Source organism: Micromonospora haikouensis, from assembly GCF_000876225.1.
Classification (GTDB): Bacteria; Actinomycetota; Actinomycetes; order Mycobacteriales; family Micromonosporaceae; genus Micromonospora; species Micromonospora haikouensis.
Window position 1 is genome coordinate 1,894,223 of the sequence record NZ_JXSX01000001.1, and the last position, 12,497, is coordinate 1,906,719.

Below are 12,497 nucleotides of genomic sequence, written 5' to 3' on the forward strand. Positions count from 1 at the left end.
TATTCCCATGCTCCGTCACCGGCGTTCCGTAACCGCCGCCGCCCTGGCCCTCGGCGCCGTCGCCGCCGTCGTGCTCGGCGTGGCCGCGCCCGCCTCGGCGCACGTCTCGGTCAACCCGAAGGAGGCGACGCAGGGCGGCTACGGCCGGTTCGCGTTCCGGGTGCCGAACGAGGGTGACGAGGCCTCGACGACCAAGGTCGAGGTGGTGCTGCCGGAGAACGCGCCGGTCGGCTCGGTGTCGACGATGCCGGTGCCGGGCTGGACGGTGGCGGTGGAGAAGCGCAAGGTCGACCCGCCGGTGCAGGTGCACGGCAGCGAGGTCACCGAGGCGGTGGCGAAGATCACCTGGACGGCGACCGGGGACGCGGCGGTGAAGCCGGGCCAGTTCCAGGAGTTCCCGGTGTCGATGGGGCCGCTGCCGCAGGTGGACACGATGGTGTTCAAGGCGCTCCAGACCTACTCCGACGGCACGGTGGTGCGCTGGATCGAGGAGCCGACCGCCGGGGCGGAGGAGCCGGAGAACCCGGCCCCGGTGCTCACCCTGACCGCTGCCGCCCCGACGGAGGGTGCCCCGGCTCCGGCGGCGCCCGCGGCGGCGGCGGACGACGAGGACGACTCCGAGGGCGGGGCGGGCCTCGCGTTCGGCGTCGCGGGGCTGGTCGCCGGGCTGGCCGGGCTGGTCCTCGGCGGGCTCGCGTTCGCCCGCACCCGGCGGGGTCCTGCCGCGACGAGCTGACCCCGGGCTCCCGCCCGTCGGCCCGCCGGTCCACCCGGCGGGCCGGCCCGTTTCCGGCCCCCGTCGTACGCCGTTGCTGCTGATATCGGGCCGATTGCGCCTTTTGCGCCGGTAAGGTCGGCCGGGTACTCAGGCCACGGAAGGGAACGACACGGATGCGGATCGCTCGCGCGCTCGCCGGCATGCTGCTGCTCACCATCGGTCTCCCGGCGCTACTGGCCGCGGGTGTGCTCGGCGTCCTGTCCCGGCACTCCGACGCCGCCGGCGGGTTCACCGTGGGATTCGGGGTGGTCGCCCTCCAGGCGCGCGCGACCGCCGACTGGTTCCCGGCGGCCGCCTGGCTGCTGGGCGTCCTCGGCGTCCTGCTGGTGGCGTCCGCCGCGCTGCTGCTGCGCCCGGCGCGACCGCGCGAGGTGGTCTTCGTGGTCGAGCCCGACCAGGTCCCGGTGCTCGCCGACCGGCTCGGGGTGACCTCGCTCAGCGGGCTGGGCGCGCGCCCCGTGCCGGCCCCGGCCGTCGTCGCCGACCGGCAACTGGTCGCGGTGGGTGCGTCGGCCGAGCGGCCCCGCCCCGCGCTGGGGCCGGCACCGGCCCGCCGCCCGGTCACCCTCGCCGACCTGGCCCCGGCCCGCCCGGCGTCGCCCTCGGGGCCGGCGTCGTCGGCGCCTGCGGGTCCGCCGGCCTGGCCGCCGGCCGCGCCGGAGGCCACCACCCGTCCGGTACGCGTCGAGCCGCGCCGCATCCGCCCCGCCGCGCCCAGCGCCCGCCGCCGGCACCCCTGATCCGGGGGCTTCGCGGGGAGGTGAGAGGGGAACCCCTCTCGACCGTGGACGTCAAGCGGGGCCCTTCCTTGCGCGGCAAGCGAGCGGCCCTCCGTGCTGCCGACACGGAGGGCCGCCTGCACCGGGGGATCGGTGCCACGGGGGATGCCCGAGGTATGGGTAAGATTAACCGGTAACGACGCTACTCGGGAGAAGTGTCCATTTGGCGCGATTTTTCGCCCTGGTGGGCGGACGCCGGGGCGGGGCGGGCGACGGGCAGGGCCACCACCAGCAGCAGGCTCAGCAGCACGTACGTGTTGCGCGCCAGGAACTCCCCGGGCGAGTCGGTGGGCACCGGGGCCACCCCCCAGTCGTGGAACGACACCACCCCGTAGACGATCAGCGCGCCGGTGCCGACGGCCAGGCCGGCCAGCCACCGTCGCCGCCGCGCCCCGGCCGGCGTCGTCGGGTCCGTGCCGAGCGCCGCGTCGGCCAGCAGCACCACCGCCGGCACGAACCAGTAGATGTGATGGGTCCAGGTGATCGGGCTGACCAGCGCCCCGACCAGGCCCGTCAGCGTCAGGCCGGTCAGCGCGTCCCCGGCGCGGGCGGCGCGGGCGGCCCGCCACAGCCCGTACCCGGCGACCAGCAGGGCCAGCGCCAGCCACAGCACCCGGCTCGGCTCGGCGGGCGCGGTGAGCCGGCTGAGCAGACCGAACAGCGACTGGTTGCCGGTGTAGTCGGTGCGCCCGACCCGGTCGGTCGCCCACAGTTCGTGGGTGAAGAACCGCCACGAGTCCGCCGGTGCCACGGCCGCGGCGAGCAGCGTGGCGCCGGCGGCGGTCGCCGAGGCCACGGCCGCGTCCCGCCATCGCCGGGTGGCCAGGAGGTAGACGATGAAGATGCCGGGGTAGAGCTTCAGCGCGGTGGCCAGCCCGACGCCCACGCCCGCCCAGCGCCGCCCCTGCGGCACGGCGAACAGCAGGTCGGCCAGGATCAGCACGACCAGCAGCATGTTGATCTGGCCGAAGGTGATCGTCTCCCGGGTGCTCTCCACGGCGAAGACCAGCAGCACGCCGACGGTGACGGTGAACACCCGGGGCAGCCCGTGCCGGGCGACGACCGGGGCGAGCAGCCACCGCGTGGTCACCACCACGCCGAGCACGGTGAGCACCGTGAAGACCGCGATCGTCAGCCCCAGCGGCAGCAGCGCGAAGGGGCGCAGCAGCAGCGCGCTCACCGGCGGGTAGGTGAAGTACAGCTCGCCCTGCACCCGGTCCGGCTGCACGTAGTCGTAGAGCGGGTGGCCGGCGGCCCACCAGTCCATCGCCCGCATGTAGATCTTGAGATCGAGGAAGTCGTGCTTCAGGCCCGGCAGGTACAGCGCGGGCAGCACGGCCGCCAGCGCCAGCACCGTGACCAGCCGGCGGACCCGGCGGCCGCCCGGTTCGGCGACGGTCACGGAGGGTGGCGCGATCGGTTCAGCTGGCACGGGGAAACCCTAGCGGTCCATCCCGCGTACGGTGCCGAGGCGCGAGGGTGTGGGCTGCGCGTAGGCTGTGCGCGTGGCTGATCTCCTCGTCTGGATCGACTGTGAGATGACCGGGCTGGACCTCGGCAGGGACGCCCTGATCGAGGTCGCCGCGCTGGTCACCGACCCCGACCTCAACGTGCTCGGCGACGGGGTCGACGTGGTGATCCACGCCGACGAGGCGGCGCTGGCGGCGATGCCGGAGATCGTCCGGACCATGCACGGCAAGTCCGGGCTGACCGAGGAGGTCCGGCGCTCCACCGTGACCCTCGCCGAGGCCGAGGACCTGGTGCTCGACTACGTCACCAGCCACGTGAAGGACGCCCGCTCCGCGCCGCTGTGCGGCAACTCGATCGCCACCGACCGGGGTTTCATCGCCCGGGACATGCCGCGCCTCGACGCCCACCTGCACTACCGGATGATCGACGTCTCCTCCATCAAGGAGCTGTGCCGGCGCTGGTATCCGCGGGTCTACTTCGGGCAGCCCAAGAAGGGGCTGGCCCACCGGGCGCTGGCCGACATCCGGGAGAGCATCCGCGAGCTGGAGTACTACCGGCGGACGGTCTTCGTCCCGCTGCCCGGCCCGGACGTGGACAGCGCGAAGGCCATCGCCGCCCAGCTCTGAGCCCACCCGGCCCGCGTCGGTTCGGGGCGGGTCAGCGGGCCGTGAGGCCGCGCCGGGTGGAGAAGCCGGCCGGCAGCCGGTTCAGCTCCGCCCAGGACAGCGCCGGCCGCACGCCGTGCACGTTGCGGGCCTCCCGGTATGCCGGCTGTGCCGGGAACCACCCGCGCGTACCCCGCCAGCGCCGCTCGGCGTCCTGCTCGTGTCGGTCCTCAGGCAGTTTCGGCATGACCATACCGTCCCAAATAAAGTTGTACATGTATGGAAATAGATATGACGTGGTCGGAGCGCCTCAGGTTCCCGCCGTCGGCAGCGTGACGACGCACCGCCGGCCGGCGGCGGTGCCGCCCCACGTCTACCCGTCCGCCCCGGGCCTCAACCAACCCGCGCACCATCGCGAGCCCACCGGCGTACCGTGATCATGTCGGCGCCCCCCGGCGGGCGCTGCGGAGGGAGGCGACCGGTGGGCGACCGGCGGCTGTACCTGCACCTGGTGACCTGGCTCGGGCAGTGGCCGCCGGGCCCGGGGCTGCACGTGGTCGGCTCGTACCGGCGTGACCTACCCGCCTGGGACGGCCGGCTCCGCCCGGCGATCGCGGTCGGCGACGGGCGCGGCACGGTGCTCTCGGTCGCGCCCCGGCACGTCCCGGAGGTCCGGGCGCTCGCCGCCCGGTCGCACCGGCGGCTGCTCGCCGGCCTGCCGGTCGCCGTCGCGCACCCCCGCTGGGTGTCCAACGACGACGTGTTCCGGTGGACCCTGGCCCCGGCCCCGCTGCCGGAGGTGGGGGAGTGGATCGCGCCGACCGAGCCGGGACTGCCCCGGTGGCTGGGGCTGTTCGACCGCGAGGTGCTGGTGGTGCGGGACGCCGACGGGCGGTACCTGGCCGGCGTGGCGATCAAGCGGCACGACGCGCACGGCCACGAGCTGGCCGTCGGCACCGTGCGGGCGGCCCGGGGCCGGGGGCTGGCCCGGCGGCTGGTGGCCCAGGCCGCCCGGCGGGTGCTCGACGAGGGGGCCGTGCCGACCTACCGGCACGACCCGGCCAACGGCGCGTCGGCGCGGGTGGCGGAGGCCGCCGGCTTCCCGGACCGGGGCTGGCGGTCGTACGGGGTCTATCCCCCGTGAGCCGGGCGCGGACCGTGGATCCCGGGCCGGATCCACGGTCCGCGCGGCCTCCCCCCAGGTCCTCCCTCGGCGCGGCCGGTCGCTCCCGCCGGCCGCCGTCCCGCCCATGACGCTACGTAATGAGATCGGCGGTGGGCAAGGGTAGTCGGCGGGTCGGCGGTGTCGTCTAGTGGACTTGACCTGCGACTTGGCGTGGCGCCGGATCGAGCGTCAGTGACGCAGCGTGCGGATTAGGGTGATCGCCTGGCGGGTGGCCGGCCGCAGCACCCGCAGCCGGGACAGGCCGACGAGCCGGTCGACCAGCGGCACCGCCCCGTCGACGAGCTGCCGGGTCTTCGCCTGCCCGGGGGAGCGGTCGTGCACCCAGTAGAGGACCACCCCCAGGTACGCCAGCCAGAGCAGCTCGGGCAGCTCCGGGCGCAGTTCGGGGTCGACCTTCGCGGTCGAGCCGTCGAGCACCTCGCGGAACAGCGCCACCGACGCCTGCCGGGGCGCGGCGGACTCGGCGGAGAACGGGCTCAGCGGCGACGTCGGCTCGGCCGCGGTCTTGAAGAACGTCCCGGCGAACTCGTGGTACGGGGTGAGCACGTCGATGCCGGCGTGCAGCACCCCGGCCAGCCGTTGCCCGAACTCGGTCTCCCGCGCCAGCACCGCCGCCGCGGCGGCCCGGTGCTCCACCTGCGTGCCCGCGTAGAACTCCTGGATCAGGTGGTCCTTGGACCCGAAGTAGTAGTACGCGTTGCCGACCGCGACGCCCGCCTCCTGGGCGATGGCGCGCATGGTGGTGCGGGCGTAGCCGCGTTCGCGGAACATCCGCAGCGCGGTGTCCAGGATCAGCCGCCGCGTCTGCTCACCCCGGACGGTCGCCGCCTCGCCCGCAGCGGTCGTCGGCGCAGTCTGCTCGGTCATCGTCGTCACCGTATCCCGGGTCGGGGCCGACCGATCCGTCCCACTCTTCGCGGACCAGCCCGCGGACCGACGAGGCGGCGGCCACCACCCGCCGGGCCAGCGGCATGAGGTGCGGCCGGGCCAGCCGCTCGGCCGTGGCCCGGTGGTCCGCCAGCGCCCACAGGCAGGCGAACCATGCCCCGTCGCCCGCGTACACCTCGCCGGTGTCGGCCACCACGGTCAGGTCGCGCAGCGTGGCGTCGTGGTCGAGGCCGGGGAAGCGCCGCCGGGCCTCGACCGACCCGGCCGGCACGAACTCCAGGGGTACGAGCTGGGCGCGCGTGGCCAGCCAGCGTCGGGCGGTCCGGCACAGCGGGCAGTGCGCGTCGTAGAGGACGGTGAGGCCGCCGGTCCCACCGCCCCCGTGTGCGGTGGGACCGGCGTCGCCCGCCGGAACGGCCGGGTGCCCGCTCATCGGGCCGGCGGGACCGGGCCGGCGCCCGTCGCGCCACCGTGCGGAGCGGCCGGGGGCCCGGCAGGCCGCGGGCCGGCGGGGTGCGGGCCGGCGGGGTGCGGAGCGGCGGGGTACGGCGCGTGCGGGCCCGGCTGGGCGGGCGGTGGGGCGAGCCGGGCGACGGGTGCCACCGGGGGGTGCGTGGCGAGCTGGCGCAGCCGGCCCCGGCGGTAGCGGCCGAGCGCGAACACGTTGAAGAAGTGCAGCGCGCCGAGCACCAGCAGCACCAGCCCCACCTTCAGGGACAGCTCCTCCATCGCCTGGCTGGTGCCGGTGACCGGGTCGCGGTGCCGCATCGCCACCGTCACGTAGCCGAGGTTGAGCAGGTAGAAGCCGACCACCAGGAGGCTGTTCACGGCGCGGGCCAGCCGCTCGTCGGCGAAGACCTCCTCCAGGAAGACCAGCCCGTTGCGGGACAGCGACCGCGCCACCCAGACGGTCAGGCCGATGCTGACCGCGAGGTAGACCAGGTACATCCAGACCTTGACGTCCATCCCGGTACCTTCCTTGAACACGTTCAAATTCAGGTCGCCCTCAGCGTAGGGCACACTTTGAACACGTTCAAGAGTGGGCCGTGGAGTCGATGATCGTCTGTCGGTTGGTGAGACGACACGCCGCGGCTTCTCTCGCGGAACAGCAGACGATCATGGCCCTCCGCCCCCGGCCTGGTCCCGGTGGCGGTGGCTCGGTCAGGGGGTCAGGCCGAGGGCCTGTGCCGCGGCGCGGCCGTTGGCGTGGCTCGCGCCGTACGTGGTGACGAACGCGCGGGCGCCCGCCGGCCGCCACCGCCCCGGCCAGCCCATCTCGACCACGACCACCGGGTGGGCGGCGGCCAGCGCGTCCACCAGCGCCGCGCCGCCCGGCAGCCGGTGCAGGTGCCGGCCGACCAGCACGATCGGCCGCTCCCCGGCGCGGGCACGCAGGGCCGCCGCGTCCGCCTCGGCGGCCGGCACCAGGATCTCCTCCGACCCGGCCAGGTGCGGGCCGAGGCCCCACGGCACCCGCCCCTGCGCGATCGTGGTCGCGGCGTCCAGCCGCACGACGAGGGGCCGGCCCAGCCCGGCGACGTCGCCCTCCACGCGGACGGCGCGCCGCGCGGCGGCGTACCCCAGGTCGGTGGGGGTGATCGGCGACGGGCCGGCGGCCCGGGTCGCGGCGGCGAGCGCGGCGGCCCGCGTTCCGGCGGCGAGCGCGGCGGCCCGGCCGGCGGCCTGCTCGACCCGGGCCCGGTCGAGCCGGCCGTCGCGCAGCGCGGCGACGATCTCGGCGGCGACCCGCTCGACCAGGCCGGCGTCGACCCGCGCGCCGATGCAGAGCAGGTCCGCCCCGGCGGCGAGCGCCAGGACGGCGGCCGGGCCGACCCCGCCGGCGGCCAGCGCCGCGCCCTTCATCTCCAGCGCGTCGGTGATCACCGCCCCGGTGAAGCCCAGCTCACGGCGGAGCAGGTCGACCAGGACCGCGCGGCTGAAGGTGGCCGGGCCGGCGCCGGTGAGCGCGGGCACCCGGATGTGCGCGGTCATGATCGACGCGACGCCGGCGTCGACGACCGCCGCGAACGGGGGCAGGTCGCGTTCGCGCAGCACCGCCGGGGACGCCTCCACGGTGGGCAGCTCGTGGTGGCTGTCGGCGACCGTCGCGCCGTGGCCGGGGAAGTGCTTGGCGCAGGCGGCGACCCCGGTCGACTGGAGGCCGGCGACGGCGGCGGCCGAGTGGACGGCCACCCTGGCCGGGTCCGCGCCGAAGGAGCGGGTGCCGATCACCGGGTTCTCGTCGGCGGTGTTCACGTCCACCGTCGGGGCGAGGTCCACGGTGATCCCCAGGGCGGCCAGCTCGGCGCCGATCGCCGCGTACACCCGCCCGGTCAGCGCCGGGTCGTCGACCGCGCCGAGGGCGGCGTTGCCCGGGTACGGGCTGCCGGTCGCGTGGGCGAGGCGGGTCACGTCCCCGCCCTCCTCGTCGATCGCGACCAGCACGTCGGGGCGGGCGGCGCGCAGCGCGGCGGTGCTCGCCGCCACCTGGGCCGGGTCGTGCACGTTCGTGCCGAACAGGGTGTGCCCGGCGAGGCCCTCGGCGACCAGGTCGACCGCCCAGCCGGGCGGGACCGGCCCCGGGTACGCGGCGAGCAGCGTGCCCAGCGCGAGCCGGCGCAGTCCAGGATCGGTCCCCACGGAGGTCTCCCCTCTGCCGTGCCCGGTCGGGCGCGGCCGTCGTACCGGAGGCGTCGGCCGGTGCCGGGTCGTCCGAGTACCCAGGTTCGGGGTGGCCGTTACGCTACGGTCACCCGCGTGTCGGTTTGGTTAGCAAAGTTTACGAAAAATTGAGGACGTGGCATGAGTGCGACCCGGCTGCCCGGCACCCCCCGCCTGTTGCGGGCGCTCAACGACCGCGCGGCGCTGGAGCTGCTGCTGGAGCAGGGACCGCTGACCCGGGCCCGGCTCGGCGAGCTGACCGGGCTGTCCAAGGTCACCGCCTCCCAGCTCGTCGAGCGGCTGGAGGAACGCGGCCTGGTCGCCCGGGTCGGCGAGCAGGCCGGCGGGCGGGGCCCGAACGCCCAGCTGTACGCCGTCCGGCCGGGCTCGGCGTACGTCGTCGGGGTGGACGTCGGCGCCGAGCGGGTCGTGGCCGCCTGCGCGGACATCACCGGGGCGGTCGTCTCCCGGGTGGAGCAGTCCACCCGCGACACCGACGACCCGGTCGGGGTGGTGCACAACGCCGTCGTGCAGGCCGCGAGCGGTGCCGGCGCGGAGCTGTCCAGCGTGCGCCGGGTGGTGCTGGGCACCCCCGGCCTGGTCGACCCGGCCAGCGGCGACATCACGTTCGCGTTCAACCTGCCGCGCTGGCACCGGGGCCTGCTCGCCGCGCTGCGCGAGGACCTGGCCACGCCGGTGGTCTTCGAGAACGACGTCAACCTGGCCGCCGTGGCCGAGGCGCAGTCGGGGGCGGCCCGGGAGAACCGCGACTTCGTGCTGGTCTGGGTCGGCGCGGGCGTCGGCCTGGCGATCATGCTCGGCGGCCGGCTGCACCACGGCAGCAGCGGCGCGGCCGGCGAGATCGGCTACCTGCCGGTGCCCGGCGTGCCCATCCCGCGCGACGTGTCGCGCCGCGCCAAGCCGGCCTTCCAGCAGCTCGCCGGGGCGGACGCGGTGCTCGCGGTGGCCCGGGAACACGGGCTGCCGGCCGACTCGGCGGCCGACGCGGTGCGCGCGGCCATCGCCGCCGGCACCGCAGGCGGCCCGCTGCTCGACGAGCTGGCCCGCCGGCTGGCCCTGGGCGTGGCGAGCACCTGCGTGGTGCTCGACCCGCCGCTGGTGGTGCTCGCGGGCGAGGTCGGTCAGGCCGGCGGGGCGGCGCTCGCCGAGCGGGTGCAGCACGAGGTGGCCGCGATCACCCTGGTGCGCCCCCGGGTGGTGCCGACCGGGCTGACCGAGGAGCCGATCCTGCACGGTGCCCTGCGCACGGCCCTGGACGCGGTGCGCGACGAGGTCTTCGGCAGCACCGTGGGCTGACCCCGCGCGGCTCATGTGAAGGAATTCTTCACCACTGCGCGGGGTGCTGCAAGGTGTTGCCTGACCTTGCGGCAGCTCAGATGAGGTCGCGGCGGCGGAACGCGCCGAACGCCGCCATGGTAAGCACGCCGACGAGCGTCAGCAGCACCGCCAGCCCGAGCACCCAGCCGATCTGGTAGTTGCCGTCGCAGTAGCCGCTCACCCCCCGACAGGCGGTCGCGTCGGAGAGCCGGGCCTCGCCCGTCAGCCACGCGTCGAGATACGTGGAGAGCATCCAGTCCTCGCCGCGCGGCAGGCCCACCACCTCCACCACCACCCGCAGGCCCAGCTCCCACACCACCGCGTACGCGGTCACCGCGCCGAGCGCGGCGGCCGTCCGCCGGCCCAGCGTGGCCAGGGCGAAGCCGGCCGCCGCGGCGAGCAGCACCAGCACCAGCCCGCGCAGCCAGATCAGCCCCAGCCCAGGCCAGAAGTCGCCGCCCGTCGCCCCGGGCAGCCCGGCGCCCTGCCCGATCAGCCAGAACACCCCCAGGTACGCCGCCGAGGCCAGCACCGACAGCAGCGTCAGCGCCCCCAGCAGGGTGCCCAGCTTCGCGCCGAGCACGGCGAGCCGCCGGGGCCGCCAGATCAGCAGGTTCGCCACCCCGCCGGTGGACAGGTCCGCCCCGATGTACGACGCCCCCACCAGGAACCCGAACAGCACCAGGAACGCGACGAGGAAGTAGAGCAGCGGCCGGGCCTGGTCGGCGAAGGTGAACACCCCCTGCAGATGGTCGGCGGCCACGGGCAGCCGGTCGCGCTGGCCCGGGTCGAACACCGAGCAGTTCGGCGGGTAGTCCTGGGCCTCCTCCGGCGGCAGCGTCCCGCGTACGGCCGCCAGGCACTGCTGGAACGTGTCCTCCAGCGCCTGCCGCTGCTGCGCCGCCGACTGCTGCGCCGCGACGATCTCGTCCGGCGACGGCCGGTGCGAACCCACCAGCGTGGTCACCGCCGTGACCGCGAACGCCAGCACCAGCAGCACCAGCATGAGTCGCACGAAGCGGCGTGTGGCCAGCCGCTCCCACTCGGCCCGGACCAGGTTCACGCCCCCGCCTCCTCGTCCCGCACGCCGCCGTCGGTCAGCTCCAGGAAGACGTTCTCCAGGTCCGGCCGCAGCGGGACCAGCTCGCGTACCCACAGCCCCTGCTCGCCGAGCAGCCGGCTGACCTCGCCGGCGTCGGACACCCCGCCGACCACCAGGTGCTCGGGGCGCTCGTCCACCGCCAGGCCGGCGGCGCGCAGCAGCTCCGCCGCCCGGTCGGGCTCCGGCACGCGGACCAGCCACTCGTGCCGGCCGGGTCCAGCCCGTTCGCCGGCTCGTCGAGGATCAGCAGCTCCGGCTCCTTGAGCAGCGCCGAGGCCACCGCGAGCCGCTGCCGCATGCCCAGCGAGTAGCCCCGCACGTCGTCCTCGCCCCGGTCGAGCAGCCCCACCTGTGCCAGCACCTCGTCGACCCGCCGGGTCGGCACCCCACCGGCCAGGGCGAGCAGCCGCAGCGTGCGGTGCCCGGTGAAGTTGCCGAAGAACTGCGGGGTCTCCACGATCGCGCCGACCCGGGCGGCCACCCGCGCCTGCGCACGCGGGACGTCCTCGCCGAACAGCCGCATCCGGCCGGAGTCGGCCCGGACCAGGCCGAGCAGGGCGCGCAGCGTGGTGGTCTTGCCCGCCCCACCAGCAGGTCGAAGCCGTCCACGGCGACGTGCCGGCTCCGGTACGGGCCGTGGAACGTCTTGCGCAGCCCCGCGATCTCGATGACCGCGCTCATCCGATGTGCTCCCGGTGTGACATCCGCGCCTCCCCCGTGCGGTGACCAACGACACGGCGCCCCACCCTAGGGTGTGGACGCTGCCCGTGGGGGGGGCGGTGCGGCGGTGCGTGGTTGGATGGGCGGGTGACTGGTGACCTGATCCCCGGCGCCCCGGGCGCCGCCCCCGCCGCCACCCCCGTGGACGCGGATCTGGTGGTCAGCCTGGACGGTGTCGGCGTACGCCGGTCCGGCACCGCGCTGCTGCACGACGTGCACTGGCGGGTCGAGCTGGACGAACGCTGGGTCGTGCTGGGCCCGAACGGTGCCGGGAAGACCACGCTGCTGAACCTGGCCGCCGGCCGGCTGCACCCGACGACCGGCGTCGCCCACGTGCTGGGCGAGCGCATCGGCCGCACCGACGTCAACGAGCTGCGGATGCGCATCGGCCTGTCCACCGCCGCCCTCGCCGGGCAGGTGCCCGCCGAGGAACGGGTCGCCGACGTGGTGGTCACCGCCGCCTGGTCGGTGGTCGGGCGCTGGCGGGAGAGCTACGACCCCGGCGACGAGGCGCGGGCCCGCGCCCTGCTCGGTCAGCTCGGCGTCGGGCACCTCGCCGACCGGCCCTTCGGCACCCTGTCCGAGGGGGAGCGCAAGCGCGTGCAGATCGCCCGCGCGCTGATGACCGACCCCGAGCTGCTGCTGCTCGACGAGCCCGCCGCCGGGCTCGACCTGGGCGGGCGCGAGGACCTGGTGGCCCGGCTGGCCGAGCTGGCGCACGATCCGGACGCCCCGGCGCTGGTCCTGGTCACCCACCACGTCGAGGAGATCCCGCCCGGCTTCACCCACGCGTTGCTGCTGCGCGAGGGCGCCGTGGTGGCCCAGGGACTGCTCGGCGACACCCTCACCGCCGACAATCTCGCCAAGACCTTCGGCCTGCCGCTGACGGTCGAGCGGCACGGCGCCCGCTGGACGGCCCGCGCCGCCTGAGTCGCGAGTTGGGCGCATCGGAGCGGCCGGAGCAAGGGAG

Annotated in this window: 13 protein-coding genes and 1 pseudogene; 6 read left to right on the forward strand and 8 right to left on the reverse strand. The window is 75.6% G+C overall.

Annotated features, from left to right (window positions below; all coding sequences use genetic code 11):
• Window positions 1-7 precede the first annotated feature (7 nt).
• Both TK50_RS08360 and TK50_RS08365 read left to right on the forward strand, forming a co-directional pair.
• Window positions 8-736 carry a YcnI family copper-binding membrane protein gene (locus TK50_RS08360; RefSeq protein WP_043962207.1) on the forward strand — a complete coding sequence of 243 codons (729 nt, stop codon included), beginning with the start codon at window positions 8-10 and terminating at the stop codon, window positions 734-736.
• 155 nt (window positions 737-891) lie between these two features.
• Window positions 892-1,518 (forward strand): hypothetical protein, encoded by a 627-nt coding sequence (locus tag TK50_RS08365; RefSeq protein WP_043962209.1) that lies wholly within the window; start codon window positions 892-894, stop codon window positions 1,516-1,518.
• Between the two features lie 181 nt (window positions 1,519-1,699).
• On the opposite strand, the gene TK50_RS08370 is transcribed toward TK50_RS08365, so the two are convergent.
• Complete coding sequence (locus TK50_RS08370) at window positions 1,700-2,989, reverse strand: glycosyltransferase 87 family protein (protein ID WP_043962210.1); 1,290 nt, start codon at window positions 2,987-2,989, stop codon at window positions 1,700-1,702.
• 67 nt (window positions 2,990-3,056) lie between these two features.
• On the opposite strand from TK50_RS08370, the gene orn reads away from it, so the two are divergent.
• The gene (gene orn, locus TK50_RS08375) at window positions 3,057-3,653 is read left to right on the forward strand and encodes an oligoribonuclease (RefSeq protein WP_082106218.1); all 597 of its coding nucleotides are present in this window, start codon (window positions 3,057-3,059) and stop codon (window positions 3,651-3,653) included.
• Between the two features lie 31 nt (window positions 3,654-3,684).
• Here the strand turns inward: orn and TK50_RS08380 are convergent, their stop codons facing one another.
• Window positions 3,685-3,879, reverse strand: a complete 195-nt coding sequence (locus TK50_RS08380) for a hypothetical protein (RefSeq protein ID WP_043964112.1) — start codon at window positions 3,877-3,879, stop codon at window positions 3,685-3,687.
• A gap of 234 nt (window positions 3,880-4,113) precedes the next feature.
• Here TK50_RS08380 and TK50_RS08385 point away from each other — a divergent pair, with 234 nt between their 5' ends.
• Window positions 4,114-4,776 (forward strand): GNAT family N-acetyltransferase, encoded by a 663-nt coding sequence (locus tag TK50_RS08385; RefSeq protein ID WP_199485984.1) that lies wholly within the window; start codon window positions 4,114-4,116, stop codon window positions 4,774-4,776.
• A 210-nt stretch (window positions 4,777-4,986) separates the two neighbouring features.
• Here TK50_RS08385 and TK50_RS08390 read toward each other — a convergent pair whose 3' ends face one another.
• The 4 genes from TK50_RS08390 to TK50_RS08405 all read right to left on the reverse strand — a co-directional run bounded on the left by TK50_RS08390 (window position 4,987) and on the right by TK50_RS08405 (window position 8,346).
• Complete coding sequence (locus TK50_RS08390) at window positions 4,987-5,685, reverse strand: TetR family transcriptional regulator (RefSeq protein WP_043962213.1); 699 nt, start codon at window positions 5,683-5,685, stop codon at window positions 4,987-4,989.
• Window positions 5,627-6,139, reverse strand: coding sequence for a thiol-disulfide oxidoreductase DCC family protein (locus tag TK50_RS08395; protein ID WP_043962214.1), 513 nt, complete (start codon window positions 6,137-6,139; stop codon window positions 5,627-5,629). Before TK50_RS08395 ends, TK50_RS08390 begins: the two co-directional genes overlap by 59 nt.
• Window positions 6,136-6,672: a hypothetical protein gene (locus TK50_RS08400; protein WP_043962215.1), complete on the reverse strand. Its 537-nt coding sequence runs from the start codon at window positions 6,670-6,672 to the stop codon at window positions 6,136-6,138. Before TK50_RS08400 ends, TK50_RS08395 begins: the two co-directional genes overlap by 4 nt.
• Window positions 6,673-6,867: 195 nt before the next feature.
• Complete coding sequence (locus tag TK50_RS08405; RefSeq protein WP_043962216.1) at window positions 6,868-8,346, reverse strand: glycoside hydrolase family 3 N-terminal domain-containing protein; 1,479 nt, start codon at window positions 8,344-8,346, stop codon at window positions 6,868-6,870.
• 162 nt (window positions 8,347-8,508) lie between these two features.
• On the opposite strand from TK50_RS08405, the gene TK50_RS08410 reads away from it, so the two are divergent.
• Window positions 8,509-9,684: an ROK family transcriptional regulator gene (locus tag TK50_RS08410; protein WP_043962217.1), complete on the forward strand. Its 1,176-nt coding sequence runs from the start codon at window positions 8,509-8,511 to the stop codon at window positions 9,682-9,684.
• Window positions 9,685-9,760: 76 nt separating this feature from the next.
• On the opposite strand, the gene TK50_RS08415 is transcribed toward TK50_RS08410, so the two are convergent.
• Entirely contained in the window at window positions 9,761-10,768 is a 1,008-nt protein-coding gene (locus TK50_RS08415) for an ABC transporter permease subunit (RefSeq protein ID WP_043962218.1), read from the reverse strand.
• Window positions 10,765-11,488 (reverse strand): annotated as a pseudogene (locus TK50_RS32850) (ATP-binding cassette domain-containing protein). The gene TK50_RS08415 and the pseudogene TK50_RS32850 overlap by 4 nt, the downstream one beginning before the upstream one ends.
• Window positions 11,489-11,614: 126 nt before the next feature.
• On the opposite strand from TK50_RS32850, the gene TK50_RS08425 reads away from it, so the two are divergent.
• Window positions 11,615-12,457 carry an ABC transporter ATP-binding protein gene (locus TK50_RS08425; protein ID WP_043962219.1) on the forward strand — a complete coding sequence of 281 codons (843 nt, stop codon included), beginning with the start codon at window positions 11,615-11,617 and terminating at the stop codon, window positions 12,455-12,457.
• The last annotated feature ends 40 nt before the right edge of the window (window positions 12,458-12,497 follow it).

Coding starts and splice junctions, on each gene's coding strand:
- TK50_RS08360 (WP_043962207.1), top strand. CDS start 8: ATGCTCCGTCACCGGCGTTCCGTAACCGCCGCCGCCCTGGCCCTCGGC.
- TK50_RS08365 (WP_043962209.1), top strand. CDS start 892: ATGCGGATCGCTCGCGCGCTCGCCGGCATGCTGCTGCTCACCATCGGT.
- TK50_RS08380 (WP_043964112.1), bottom strand. CDS start 3,879: ATGCCGAAACTGCCTGAGGACCGACACGAGCAGGACGCCGAGCGGCGC.
- TK50_RS08390 (WP_043962213.1), bottom strand. CDS start 5,685: ATGACCGAGCAGACTGCGCCGACGACCGCTGCGGGCGAGGCGGCGACC.
- TK50_RS08395 (WP_043962214.1), bottom strand. CDS start 6,139: ATGAGCGGGCACCCGGCCGTTCCGGCGGGCGACGCCGGTCCCACCGCA.
- TK50_RS08400 (WP_043962215.1), bottom strand. CDS start 6,672: ATGGACGTCAAGGTCTGGATGTACCTGGTCTACCTCGCGGTCAGCATC.
- TK50_RS08410 (WP_043962217.1), top strand. CDS start 8,509: ATGAGTGCGACCCGGCTGCCCGGCACCCCCCGCCTGTTGCGGGCGCTC.